General features: G+C 30.2%; 11 protein-coding genes. 2 read left to right on the top strand and 9 right to left on the bottom strand.

Annotated elements, in window-relative coordinates; genetic code table 11:
- Positions 1-182: 182 nt before the first annotated feature.
- Together CEY12_RS01365 and CEY12_RS01360 are read right to left on the bottom strand one after the other, a co-directional pair.
- On the bottom strand, positions 183-806 hold the full coding sequence (locus CEY12_RS01365; RefSeq protein WP_089025985.1) for a hypothetical protein: 624 nt from the start codon (positions 804-806) through the stop codon (positions 183-185).
- Positions 803-1,174: a hypothetical protein gene (locus CEY12_RS01360; protein WP_089025984.1), complete on the bottom strand. Its 372-nt coding sequence runs from the start codon at positions 1,172-1,174 to the stop codon at positions 803-805. Before CEY12_RS01360 ends, CEY12_RS01365 begins: the two co-directional genes overlap by 4 nt.
- Before the next feature lie 495 nt (positions 1,175-1,669).
- Here CEY12_RS01360 and CEY12_RS01355 point away from each other — a divergent pair, with 495 nt between their 5' ends.
- Complete coding sequence (locus CEY12_RS01355) at positions 1,670-2,536, top strand: CPBP family intramembrane glutamic endopeptidase (RefSeq protein ID WP_089025983.1); 867 nt, start codon at positions 1,670-1,672, stop codon at positions 2,534-2,536.
- Between the two features lie 251 nt (positions 2,537-2,787).
- Positions 2,788-3,753 (top strand): alpha/beta fold hydrolase, encoded by a 966-nt coding sequence (locus CEY12_RS01350; RefSeq protein ID WP_089025982.1) that lies wholly within the window; start codon positions 2,788-2,790, stop codon positions 3,751-3,753.
- A gap of 775 nt (positions 3,754-4,528) precedes the next feature.
- Here CEY12_RS01350 and CEY12_RS01345 read toward each other — a convergent pair.
- The 7 genes from CEY12_RS01345 to CEY12_RS01315 all read right to left on the bottom strand — a co-directional run bounded on the left by CEY12_RS01345 (position 4,529) and on the right by CEY12_RS01315 (position 14,060).
- The gene (locus tag CEY12_RS01345) at positions 4,529-5,209 is read right to left on the bottom strand and encodes a HEPN domain-containing protein (RefSeq protein ID WP_157676730.1); all 681 of its coding nucleotides are present in this window, start codon (positions 5,207-5,209) and stop codon (positions 4,529-4,531) included.
- Between the two features lie 181 nt (positions 5,210-5,390).
- Complete coding sequence (locus CEY12_RS01340; protein ID WP_089025980.1) at positions 5,391-5,744, bottom strand: hypothetical protein; 354 nt, start codon at positions 5,742-5,744, stop codon at positions 5,391-5,393.
- Positions 5,745-5,760: 16 nt separating this feature from the next.
- A complete protein-coding gene (locus tag CEY12_RS01335) occupies positions 5,761-7,914 on the bottom strand; it encodes a P-loop NTPase fold protein (RefSeq protein WP_089025979.1) in 2,154 nt (717 codons plus the stop codon).
- Between the two features lies 1 nt (position 7,915).
- Positions 7,916-8,881 carry a hypothetical protein gene (locus tag CEY12_RS01330; protein WP_089025978.1) on the bottom strand — a complete coding sequence of 322 codons (966 nt, stop codon included), beginning with the start codon at positions 8,879-8,881 and terminating at the stop codon, positions 7,916-7,918.
- Positions 8,882-8,884: 3 nt separating this feature from the next.
- Entirely contained in the window at positions 8,885-12,127 is a 3,243-nt protein-coding gene (locus tag CEY12_RS01325) for a DNA repair protein Rad50 (protein WP_089025977.1), read from the bottom strand.
- Positions 12,124-12,771, bottom strand: coding sequence for a condensin complex protein MksE (locus CEY12_RS01320; protein ID WP_089025976.1), 648 nt, complete (start codon positions 12,769-12,771; stop codon positions 12,124-12,126). The genes CEY12_RS01325 and CEY12_RS01320 overlap by 4 nt, the downstream gene beginning before the upstream one ends.
- A complete protein-coding gene (locus CEY12_RS01315; RefSeq protein ID WP_089025975.1) occupies positions 12,741-14,060 on the bottom strand; it encodes a hypothetical protein in 1,320 nt (439 codons plus the stop codon). Before CEY12_RS01315 ends, CEY12_RS01320 begins: the two co-directional genes overlap by 31 nt.

The following is a 14,060-nucleotide window of genomic DNA, read 5'->3' as shown; positions in this document are numbered from 1 at the left end:
GATAAATTTCTGCAATCAATAAAATTTATGAACCTTTAGTGGAAGCACATACATGCTGTTTATAAAATATCACAACTCCAACGCGTATTGCTGCTGGAGCTGTGATTCAACAAAAAGAGATGAATAAAGTTTAATTTTAGCGTGGATTTTTTACTATTCAAGTAATAAACCTATTTGTGAATTTATAATGATAATAATGAAATCCCAATATTCGTATAAGGGGTACTTTTTGGGGTACTTCTAATGGAGGCATTGCTGTATCTTTCCCCATCATTGAAAACTCTGGCCGAAAGAAAATTATTGACTCCACCGCCTACGCTGACCATAATATTTTTGGCAAACAAATATTCAAATGTAGCACCGCTTTTTAATTCAATGGTGTTATAGCTTATTTTACCATTAAGATATTCATTATAATGATCATAGAAAATGCTATAGGATGCCTGATTGGAGCCAACACTCAGCCATGCATTCCTGGCAATAGCTTTCTTAAGGTTTATGCCGTTGGGAAGATCTACAATCAATTCCAGGCCGGATGCAGAAAATTTGTGATAATAGTTCACAATCGGCTCAACCGGTATCGGGGCAGAAGGATCTATCAGTGCGATCAATCCCACCGAAAACGTGGTGTTCTCATTTTTTTTCAGTGGCAATGTGAAACTTCCATTAAAATTAAATCTTCTGACCGTATTTAAATTGTCTGTGATGCCTCGGGCAACCAATGAATAAATAATGGGATGATTAAAGATACGATCAACCCTTGAATAATTCAATGCAAGATCTATTGTGCTTTTATCTGAACTCAACGAGGTAAGTGTTGATTCACTTTTAATTTCTTTAAGTTTTGTGTTGGTATAAGTATAATTGACCGTTGCAGAAAGTGAATTGTTCTGCCAATGAATTGCTGGCGTATTGAAGAAAGAGCTGATCCGTTCTGTCCTGACCTTACCCTGGGCAAAATTCCCACCGTCAATTGTACTTTCAAATCACTGTAACCATAATTGTTGGCAGAAATACCAAACTGCCTTAAAGAAGGATAGCGGATGGCCAGTTCTTTTTTGTCAATTCCGGCCGTATCCGCAGCAGGATGAATTGAAGACATGCTCACCATGTTCTGGGCCCTTGCCCCAATTGAGCAGATGACCAGATTAAGCAGGATAAATTTGAATTTCATATGTTTATAATTAATAATCTAATGATACCAATAGCGGCATGAAAAATACCTGAAGCTGACAAACCCATTTTTTTGATTTTTATGTTTATGCCCGCAGCTTCATTTCTATCTGTTCTCTAAAAACGAGTCCGGGTAATTATGACCCTGAAGGGACAATACAAAATTGCAGTATATCAGCAGGAAAGAATTTGTCATTTGGTTCATAATTTTAAGATTCTGGTTCAAAATACATCCGTAATTGAAAATATCGGGTCAAGATTTTATGATTGAATCAACTTGTCAAAGTAACAGTATTGAAGTAGTTCTGAATAAAAAATGTACGTCTGCTTAGCGATAACAAGATTTTAAGTAAAATGTAAATATTGGTTATTGTTTCATCCAGCTGGGATCGACGATCGAACCTATTTTGATTTTGAACAGAATTACCAAATAATTGACCCAATAAATTAAATGTAACGACTTCTTTTTTTGCAACTTTAGCGCAAAATAAAATCTATGCGATTGAAAAGTTCAAAAAACACAATTTTAATCTATTTACTGTTCACTTTAATTTTTAGTTCCGTTATATGGGTGCTTACATTAAATGCTCCTGATGCAGGGCGAATCGCAGGACGAATGTTCGGTTATGGTATTATGTGGTGTCCAACATTGGCTACACTTGTCACATTGAAATTGACAGGACGTAAGATGTCTGGTCTTGCCTGGAAACTGGGCGAACCAAAATACTTATGGAATAGTTATTTTATTCCATTATTTTATTCCTTGGTTGCTTATCTTATTATTTGGTCAATGGGTTGGGGACATTTTTATAGCACCTCATTTGTTACTAAAACAGCACATGAATTTGGCTGGGATAACCTACCTCATTGGTTCTTTATTGTTATTTTTTTCCTGATGAATGGTGTTATAGGAATGTTTGCAAGCATTTCTACCGCACTTGGAGAAGAAATTGGCTGGAGAGGGCTTCTAGTACCAGAATTAGCTAAAAAAATGGGATATACTGGAGTTTCACTGACTTCCGGTCTGATCTGGGGCATTTGGCATTATCCCCTACTTATTTTTGGGAATTATAATAATGGGACACCAGCATGGTACGGATTGATTTGCTTTACAGTTTCTATTACTGCTGCAAGTTTTATTTACACCTGGTATAGAATGAAGTCAGGAAGTTTATGGACCGGTGTCTTGCTGCATGCAAGTCATAATCTCTTCATTCAAGGTTTTTTTACGCCTGTAACCGAGCAAAATATACACTCACCATGGTATATTGATGAATTTGGGGCTGTAGTACCTATAGTTACCATATTTCTGGCAATATATTTCTGGAGTAGACGAAAGGAGCTTAACGATGTAGCAAAATAAATATTATTTGCACACTTTTTTATTGATTTACAGAAGCACCGGTACAGAATAATCTGACCGGTGCTTTCCATTAAAACTAACGCTATGTGAAATCCCGACTTCAGGGATTCCATTGATCTATTCTATTTTTACGACATCAATAATCTGATCCAAATTCACCCATAATTGGCCCGATCCGCTAAAGTCTTCTCTTTTTAATCATGCAATTTTGCATGGTCGATAATGACTTAACAAACTATATTAATTAGCATATGAAAAATTTAAAATCAGCAATCGGGCTGGGTGTTTTATCTTGGCTTAATGCACCTGCAAGACTTAAAAATGACCTGAACAGCATTTTTTTAAGCACATATCAGTCAATAACCAATTTTAAAAATCTACCAAAAATGAAATTATTAAAATACATTTTACCCATATTGGTATTCACGCTATTATTAAATTCTTGCTCTAAGGATGATGACGATACGATAAAACCAGAACATCATTCAACATTTGTATTGGTACATGGAGCCTGGCAGGCATCCTTCGTATGGAATAAGGTAAAAACCTCTTTAGAAGCACAGGGGAACAAGGTTATTTTAGTTGAACTAGCTGGTCATGGTAATGACCAAACCCCTGTTTCTCAAGTCACTTTTAATGGTTATGTAAAGCAGGTAACAGATGTTATTGAAGGTTTAAATACACCAGTTGTCCTAGTGGGACATAGTTTAGGCGGAGCAATAGTTACACAGGCTGCTACAAAGCTGCCGCAAAGAATAGAAAAGTTAATCTACGTTGCCGGATTCATTCCAAAAAGCGGAAGCAGTGTATTTGATTATTCGGCAATGGATGCAGGAACACTGATTCCTACTGCACTGGAATTCTCTGCTGACGGAAGTACGGTCACTATTGCAAAGCCTGAAACAAATTTACGCGAGATTTTTTGTAAAGATGGCTCTGCTGAAGATAATAAACTGCTGGTCGATAATCTTCGCCCGGAACCTGTTGTAGCAGCCGGAACACCATTGAATTACAGTAAGGATATTTATAATGCCATAGCCAATAAATACTACATCTACACAACCCAAGACAAAGCGATCAGTTATGATTTTCAGCAACAGATGGTATCCGAAGCAAAGATTACCAATACCTATAAAATTGATGCAGGGCACAGTCCTTTTCTTTCTAAACCAAATGAACTTGTGGAGATTTTTAATACAATAATAAAAAAGTATTAGACTAACTTTTAAAGAATAAAGAGATCTTTATAAACATACTTTTGAATGCCAAAGAAATAAAGAGGAGCAGTTGATGTATATCAACTGCTTTTTTGTTTTATCATTAAGTTAATTTATTGAGCGGCCAATCGTAAATACTCGATTTTTATCGCATCATCACTTGAAAATAAAAAAAGGGAATTAATATACAAAAAAAAGAGAGTCTTTTGGAAAAAGACCCTCTTAGCGGAGAGTGAGGGATTTTGTAACCTCCCTTCATCCCTTTATTGATAAGCGTTTCGCTGAAGCATCTTCTGAATGGCCCTAAATAGGTCACTTGCAAAAAAGCGGTAAAATCCTAATTTAAATTTTACTTAGTAAATGTAGGAATTTTCGGTCAAATCTGCAAGTAAAAAGTCCAAAATTTGAACAGGTTTTTTAGAGTTCAAACCAAGAATTTAATACTTCTTTTTGCACCTTAAATTTCTAAGTTGAAATATTTCTAAAAGAAACCGAAGAAAAAAAATTAAAAAAAGAAAAAAAGAAAGCCTTTTGAAAATGAGCGTGGCATCCTGTCAAGGTTTTTTGGGAAAAGTTTTTGCGTAGATTTTATACGTAAAAACTTTTTCTGAAAATCCAGAGGACTTGACCTTGACAAAATTTAGCTGTTTGACTGGGAAGCAAATTATCTTTGGCTTCTGTTTTTATTTTTACGCGCCAATCAAAATTTGAAATTTTTAAGAAATATTAATAATTTACTTATACTCAAGCTGAATTTTTACTTTTATTAATGGAATCACTTAAACATTTCAGATGGAAAAGTATATTCCAAGTTTTTATTATGCAAATACATACCGTCAATATGTTCTTTGGAAAATGTAGTTAGAGAAAGAATTTGCTCAGATTTAATTCCAATTTTTTCAAGTATTGAAATTACTATGACAATCTCAATATATAAAGATGCGTAGTATAAATCAATTCCTTTAAACACATTGCTTTTATCTTCAAAATGTGAAATATTATGCCGAGTTTGTTCAATTTTGTTTAAATATTGATTGATATCAATTCTTTCAGGTAAAAGCTGTTCAAATAATGGACGAAAATATTTTATTCTTTTATCAAAAGAAGATTTTTCAGCAATAAACTTTCTGTGAAACCTTTCCAAAACATATACTGAATTTATAAAAGACAATTCTCTATGATGAATTTTTAAAAAATGTTTTTCAAATAATAATTTAAATAATTTTTGATATTCTTCATTAAAAATCCATTCATAAATAGAATTCGGGCTAATAAGTTCTAAAAAATTTAAATTGTAGGTTTTAAAATAGGTAAATCTTGAAGGTTTTATGTTATAATTCCAACCGAAAAGTTCAAAATATTTTTTAATTCTTCCATTATAGTAAACGAATGTATAAATATCTGACCCCTCATCAGAAAATCCGATAAAGTAGAATAAATCTTTAATTCTATCCAACAATCTGCATAAGTCCCAAATATTTATTGCTCCTCCAAGATGTTTTACATTTAAATATTTATACTGGGTAACAGTATATTTAAGTTTTCGTTCCCAGCTTATTCTTTTTCCATTGTAATAATTAACTTTAATATTGGAAGAATTTACAAGCTTTACTGGTTTAAGTGGTAATTCCTTGTGATTACCCCCCAAAATCAAGAATTGAATCAGGAAATACTTTTTTCAAAATTTCTGATTCAAAATTAACAATATTAGCTTTTATATCTTCAATTTTAAGAAAATGAACACCTTTTATAAAATATTTAAATTTAAAAGTGTGAATCTCTAAACCTCCGACTGATCCTGATCCAATTGTTCCGGCAATTAAAGTAATTTCATCAAAATTCTCAAAAAATCCTATACAAATATCAATTTTTCTTCTTCCTGTATATTCAAATTCCAAAATTTTAAGGTTAAAAACATCTTTAAGGTTTGTTTGCAATTCGGCAAAATAAACCTTATCATCTATTTGAATTTTACCAAGACTATTTTCCATTAAGTTCTCTAGTAGATTATTGATTATTATCTTCGATCAAATTATTTTTATCTTCATTATACCAATGAACAAATTGTCTAATTGCATTATACTCAGTTTGGCCTTCATCCATATCAAAAAATTGCACAGTTGCTTCTTCAATTTCTTCTTTATAATTTGCCATTAAAGCATAATATAATTTATCTACATCATAATATTTTTTCAATAATTCATAAGAATCCTTTTTAAAATCAACTTTATAAGGTTCTGGATTTGATGAACTATATATAGTGCTTGTAAGAGCGTTTATTATATCTCTGCTAATATTTTTATTATTTTCTAAAATGTTCTTTTCAAAATATTGATATACTTGGTCTTTATCATAATCATACCAATAGTCGAGTACTGCGAAAATTGAAATTTCAAATTTTATAAAAATATTACTATTATCAAGTGATGCTTCTTCTAGGATTCGTTCAATGAATTCTCTTTCTAATTTCTGTAAATCATTTCCAATAAATGTTGAAGTTCCATTTGTTTTACCATATTTAAACCACCACATTAATTCGCTTGAAAAAGTAAAGGGAATATTGATTTTTAATAAAGATTGAGCTAAAATCAGCTTTTCGTTTTCATCATTTTGAGATTGAAGCATTCTGGCAATGAATCTTCCAGCTTCCTTTCTTGGGTTATGAAATCCAAACATAAATGTCCCTCCCTTCATCCCCTGAAATTGATCTTGAGAATCTGCTATCAAGTTTATAAGGCATTTCTTTTCATCCCAATTTAGTTTTTCTTCATAGAAACTAATTTTACTTAAAAAATCATTAGGCCCAATTCTCTTAATTATTTCTAGTGTTTCCTTAGATAGTTCTTCAAAGCTTTTTGCTGTAAGAGACTTAATGTATTCATCAAAATATACATCAGAAATTTCATCATTTAATACACTATAAACAAAATATCTGTTAAAGTATTTGGGCGACACAATCCTTTTCTCTTTCTCCCAACGAATGTCACCATTTCTAAAACTATAGTTTTCAAAAACTTCTTTTGTATAAGGAAATAATTCTTTCAGTAAGTTTTCAATTGCCTTTTTGTCATTATTTGAGTATGATGAACTTATTTTTTCCAGTTCTTTTTTTAATTCTTCAGCCTTAGCATTATCTTTAGAGTCTCGATATCCATAGTAAGACTCAATAAAATATGTTGGATAATTTTTAATAAATTGATAATATTCCGGATAAAATATTTTAATTCCTTCAAACAATATTAAATCTGAATTATTTACTTCTCCTTTTAATAATGGTATTAGAAAAGATAGTGAATTTGCATATCTAATGGCTAGCCTAGGCGTTTTTATTCTTGGAAGAATATTTTGAGATATCAATGATCCAATTTTTTCAGCCTCCTCAGTTTGTAGATCCAGTTGATTTTCCGAAAATGCATTATTCAATAACTCAAAAGTATAATTTAGTAAATCTTGTGATTGTGCTTGTGGTATTCTCAAAGGAACTTGAATAATTTTTTCCAAAAAATTATATCCTGATAATTTATCTCCTGAAGCATATCTTTCTCCGATCGCAGAAGCAACCATTTCATCATCAAAAGATAATATGTAATATGTATTTGAAAAATCTCCAGTCAATTTAATTAGCTTAAACAATGAAAATAATTCTTGCTTATCCAGTCTATCAATATCATCAATAATTATAACAATTTTTTTCTTACTTTCTTTTAAAAATGCATTTACTCGATCTTTTAATTTCTCCAATTCTGTATCAGAAAGAGCTTCTCCAATCTTGGTCAAATCAATATTTAGCACACCTACTCCGACTCCAATCCCATACTTTTTTATAAATCCTCCGAATTTTTCTTTAGCATTATTTAAATCCCTATCTAGTACGATTGAAATATTTTTCAAAAAATTTAAAATCAGAGAATCTTCATCTTTAAACCTCCAAGGATTAAATTTTACTACAAAAATATCATCCTTCTCTTCTAAATCATTTTGAATCATATTAAGTACTGAAGTTTTACCCTCACCCCAAACTCCATATAGTCCTATGACTAATCCTTCATCGCTTTTTCTATTAATTATGGTTTGAGATATTCTAGAAGAAAATTTATTTCTGTTAAATCGATCCTTATTTTTATTATCAATCGGTTTATCTGAATTATATATTTGTTCCATTTTACGATATATTAAATATTGATTTATCTTTCATAATTGCTATTAAGTCCATTGATTCTTCTTCAATCCACTCATCGCTTGAAATAAGCTCCGTAATTAGTTCAATTTGAGTTTCTGTGAAATGATTCTTTGTCAAATTGGAAAAATCAGCTTTCTTCCATTTACTCTTATGATGCTTTACGGAAACAGGTAACCTTTTGGCATTTGGAAATGGCTGTATTATTTCAATATTCTTATCCTTATTTTTAAATATTTGTTTTATCTGAGAATAAATGCTGAGACCACTATAATCCCAATCACAGAAATAATAAATCGGAAGATTTAACTTGTCTTGTGAAATATGTATTAAAGGTTTTGTATTATTTCCGCCTACATACCATAACTCTATATTGTTTTCCTGATATTCTATAGGCACTTTAAGACAATCCAGATTTTCGCATAATACTACGAATTTAGGATCTAAACAATCAACAATAAATCTCCATTGCTGATTTTTGGGATCTACTTCTGGAAATTCGTCAATTCCTAACAATTGTAAAACAGCATTTTTCAAACTTGGTTTATTCTCCAAATATTTAGAATTTTCATATTTAAAAACTTGCGCAGAGAATTTCTTTTGAGTTGTAAGATTATTTCTAAGCTCATTTCTATTATAATAAATGAAAACCAATGCTTTTAAATCTTCTTCTGTGAAAGTTTTCTTTGCATTATTTTCTATACCGGAATCTGCAAAAAAATCATCATAGTATTTATAGGTTTTTAAATAATTATGCTCATAAAAATCTGCAAATCTTTTCTTATTAGTAACCATTATAACAGAATGATTTCCTTCTTGGAACTTAATTAGTTTTTTTTGCTTGAAGAGTATTAAATTAATATACTGATTATTGAGAATTTTTAACTTAGTCTTTCCATTTTCATAAAGTTGGTGAAGTCCTTTTAAATGCTTCCATTCAATGCTTCTCATAATTTATAAATTATTGAATGTTGATCCAAAAATAGGTATTGGATCATAATTAATTTTTTCATCCTCGCGACTATTATGCAGTAAGTATATGTTTTGTTTTTCTATATCAATTTTATTAGGATTAATAGATAGAGACAGCAATTGATAGTCATTTGCTTGAGCAATTTTGTAAAGCATATCAAAATTACTTCCTAACCCCTCTGCTTCATCAATAGCAATAAACCGAATAGATTCTATAAATTTATTTTTTGATTGTTTATTTAAGAGAGATAATTTTGCAATACATAATAAAGCAATCGCGGCATAAGCCTGACTCGTACTGCCATCGTTCTTTTTGCCTTGACTTGTTTTAATTGAAAACTTTACATTATAATACGATTTCGGATTCAATAGTTCTTCAATTTTTGGTTTTAAGTTTCTCGAACCACCTGATCTGTAAAATGCTTCTAATAACTTTTCTTTTAAAGAAGGAAATCTTTCTAAATCATTTGAAATTCCTTTTTCTGATTCAAATAAGGAATCATCCAAACCTAATTCAAAATCTTTAGTAATACTATCGGTAAAAGCATTCATCCATCCAGAAGAAAATGAATCTTCACTAAAATCCTCTACACTTACTATGTGACCTCCCGTTATTTCTTTGTCGCCAGAATTAAGAAAATTATTGATTAGTCTAATATCATTTCTTTGGTCACTTACTTCATTGGATACTTCTTCAACGATAACAGCAAGTTTTTGAAGTTTTCGACTGTTTAATCTCCGGTTCTTTAAATTAATGTCTGTAAGATATTTACCTATCTTTTCAATAACTTCTTTTTCTAATATGGTAATATCATTCAAAATTTCGGATGGCAAAATCTCTTCACATAAAGACTGGAAGTCTCCTGTGTTTTCGAAGCGATTCACATTATTTTTTAAGTGCTGTCTAACTAAAAGATTATATTCTAAATTGTAATTATTTTTTGTTAAATCATAGTTATTTTTTAATTCTTCTATTATTTGCTGGGTTAACTCTTCTGAAGAATCAGGAGCATCCTTTAAAGCATCAATATTTTGTGAATATATCTCATTTTTGTTTGAAGTCAGCTCTACAATTCTTTTATCTAATTTAATGATATCTTCCGTTGTGTTATATTTTGATTTTTCCTGAAGATAAATCTTCTTGAACTCTTTATAATAATCTTCAGCATTTAATATTGAAGAGAAAAAATGTTTTTTGTCGAAATTTTCTTCGAAAGCAAAGCCATGATTATTTTTAATACTTTCTATCTCTTGATTAGTCTGTAGCGTAAAGAAATTTTCATAATCTCTTGTTAAATTATTTTCGAGGGTTATTAAATGGTTTCTATTAGTATTCAATTGAGAATATACAGCTTTACTTTGCTTAAAATCTTCCTCAATAGAAGTCTGACTATATAGACTGGAATACTCAAAGAAATCTTCTTGACTTACTTCATACATTTCGTGAGTCTCAAGTTGGTCTTCCAAATCTGTTTGAGTATTCCACGCTTTCAGATATCCATCCGGATTTTCTAAATTTTCGAAAACATTTTTTAAAATTGTTTTTTCTTTTATCTCTTTTTCTAAGCTCTTAATATCACTTAGAATACTTGTCGTTTCTTTTTCAAAATATTCCTTTATCTTACTTTTATCTTGGGTGTCGAAAATTGGAGAAAAATCCGTTGAAAAAAATTCAATAACACCGTTGAGATTAAGCCAAAACGCCTGATCTTCATTTTTATATATAACAATATTGTTCAGTAACGCTTCAGGACTAGGGATATATCTTTTAGAGGAATCATCAGGATATTCTATTTTAACACCTTCATTCTGATATTTACGAATAATTGCTTCCTGATTCAAGTCTAATTTACTTGGTAAATTTAAAGCCCAATGAGCCAAAGAATTTTTATCATCAATATTATTTAAAGCTTTGAGTTTATTTTTAAGTTCTAAATCTCTTGCTAACTTCTCAAGTTGTTTATCAATTTGATTTACTATATTTTTTTCCTTATACTCATTGCTTTTGAATGCAGTAAGAATATTTTCAGATTTTAAAATTTCTTCTAATTCTCTTATTTTGTTTATAGTATCTTTGGATTTATGGTATTTGTTTAACTTTTCTATAAGTTCTTCTTGTGAACAATTAAACGCCTGCATCCATAAAAAGAATTTTTTCCTTTTAGAGACCTTCGTATCCAATTCGTTTTTGACTTTAATAGCTTCTTCCCATTTTGGTTCTGTATTTTCCAACTCTTTTTCTGTCCAAGCAATTTTCTCGTAAACATTTTCTTTCAACAAAGGAAGTGACTGCAGACTGCAATAATAATCATTTAACAGAGTTTGAAGTTTATTCGAGTTTATGAAAATTTGATTTATATAGTATTTGTAGGAAGATTTTAAATATAATATTTGAGCATCTTTTTCTATGGTTTTTAAATCTAGTAAATTACTAAGTTGAGTCTGTTTGATGGTTAACGACTCTATTTCTTCCAAATTACTTTCAAACTGCCTTGTATCTTCTTGTAATTCTTCTACAGTTTCATAAAACTTTTTAATTAATTCTTGTTCTTTATCGTCACCAAATAAGAAAGATTGTAAACTATGACTTTTACTTACATCTAAAGATTCTCTGGAAAAAGCCTGTATGATTTTAGCATAATTATCTAAAGTTTTACTGTTGAGTGAAAGGTCTATTGGTAAAATATTATTTTTGAAAAGTATCTTATGATAGTTGGCGGTTCTTTCCCAAGATTCACAAGTAAGGTTTAGATTATTTTGTATATGTTCTTTTAATTCATTAATTGGAAAAATGATGTTGTTCTTTTGGAAATCTTCAACACCCAATAATTTAGAAAATGGAATCAACTGAGTATCCGTATCAAAATTATTTCCGTCTTGAATAATAAACATATTAGAAGTGCCCGAACTCTCTAAATAAATACCTATAACCAAATATTGATTTTCATCCTTTTCAATATTGATAAATGCATATCCCATATCTGTTCCTTTACCCTCGGTTCGTAGTACCATCGTATGAGGTTTTCTTGGTCCAGTACCTTTTGTTGGAGAGTGGAATGCTTTTGTTCCCACGCAAACCAATTGCAGAAGGTCGGAAATCATACTTTTTCCGGCACCTCCTTCTCCAACAAAATCTGTTCTGAAAGAATTGAATTCATAATCAAAATTCTGATGGTGAACAATCCCCAAAGTAGATAACCTTTTTATTCTTGGATAGTCTTTCATTTCAATTCATTTAGGGTTTCATCAATATTCAGGATATATTCTTCATAAATCTTTATCAGCCTGTCAAAAGCTGGAAGTAAACCAAACTCATCTTTGCTTAATTCAATCCAGCCAATTTTTCTAAACTCTTCCAATGCTGATTGGATTGTAGTATCTATCGTTTTATCATTAAAATTTCCCGGAGTAATATTTTTTGATTTTGCAATTAGCCTATATATTCCCGGTTTATAATCTTCATATTCAATTCTTATTTTTTCTTTTAGCTTTTGAACTGAATCTAAATCTATTTCCTTATCAATATAAATGATTTTATAGATTATAAAACCGATGATTATATATTCACTTTTCAATATTTCCCTATGTCGCGGAGATATGTTTCCACGACTATTTCCATAAAAATCTAAAAAGAAATAATTATTTGGTTTTTCACCTCCTTCAGAAAGTTCTACATCGAAAAAATCCTGATAATATAGCTTTAGACTGTCAATGTTCTTATCGATAAAATTAAAATAGCGAATCTGATTACCTTGTTTCTGAAAGTGCATTCCATCTTTTAAAAGATAATCTATTTCTGCAAAAAATTCTTTTGCATTTTCTGCATATAAAAAATCACTTACTGTAGTTTTGTTATCAACATTTTCCATAGTGAAATATTTTTAAATTCATCATTTGTTACTAATGATTTTTCTATAATTAACTGTAATTTTTCAGGATTACCGTATATATGTTTTATCAAGTTAAAAAGAACCGTTACAGCTATCTGACTATTATTTTCTTCTTTTAAAATTCTAAAAAATACGTCAGACAAATTAAGTTGGTCTCTCAATGCTATTTCAGATAAAATAAGATTTTCCCATTTTCGAATCGTATCAATTTCCTTAATTTTCGCAAGCACTCTTTCTTTGTTTTCACGAATAACTTTTTCGTTTTGTTTATACTGCTTTCGTTCTTTGGGCTTAGGTGGAAACAGTTCCTTATCTCTACTAATTATAGTAAAATTCGGTGTAGGTATATGTATGACAGGACACGGAATATCTTGAGGGAAAATAATATTTTTTTTGTTATCTAGTTCGCTATTATTAAGAAGAAATGAAATAAATTTTTCAATTTTGGAATTGAAGGCAGGCTTATTTAAAGTCGAAAAAAGTTGACGAATTTTAGGCTGAATCCTGTCTAATTTCCGGTCAATTGAATTTAATCGGTCATTGATATATTTAATAAAAGAATATACCCCAGAAATCAAACTGTTAATCTCATTATCAGAATTGTCTTTCTGTTCCAATAAAACTCTCATAATTTTGGTTTCAGAATAGGCAAATCGTAATTCTTTTACGTGAGATTGAGATTTTGTCAATCGCTCTTCGGTTGATACTAAAACATCAATAAAACTTTGGTTTAACAGATTTGTTTCTTTCTTTAAATCTTCTATTGATAGAGAAATCTGACGATCAAGAAAGTCTATTTGTTCTCTTAAGTCAGGTTCATATTTTTTAAATTCCTCTTCTAACCAAAATCTAAGATCATCAGAGTTTCTTAAAGTGTTTGTCAGGTGAATACATATTTTCTGAATTCGGGTTGGATTAAAAGCTCCCTGTAAAGTTTCTTTTGCATGTTTACAAAACTTATAAGCATAATCTTTAAAATAGTACTTTTGAGTTTGTTGATCATAGTCTAAGAAGTATTCCTGTAGGTTCATTATCTGCTCACTATATACTTCCTTCGGATAACGCTCTTTGGTTATATAGATTTGCTCAAATGCTTCGTGTAAATCTTTTTCTGTGAATTTACCATCTTCAAAAGTTTTGTTTTCAATTTTCTCAAAAATTAGGACAATAGCCAATCCAACTTCTCTTTCAGGGAAAAGAAGTTTATACGTTTTGTCTTCGTTGAGTATTTTAACGAAGTCAAAGTTTGAATTGGTTTCTTTATTCAT

Source organism: Chryseobacterium sp. T16E-39 (assembly GCF_002216065.1).
Classification (GTDB): domain Bacteria; phylum Bacteroidota; class Bacteroidia; order Flavobacteriales; family Weeksellaceae; genus Chryseobacterium.
This window is presented reverse-complemented; position numbering and strand designations above follow the sequence as displayed.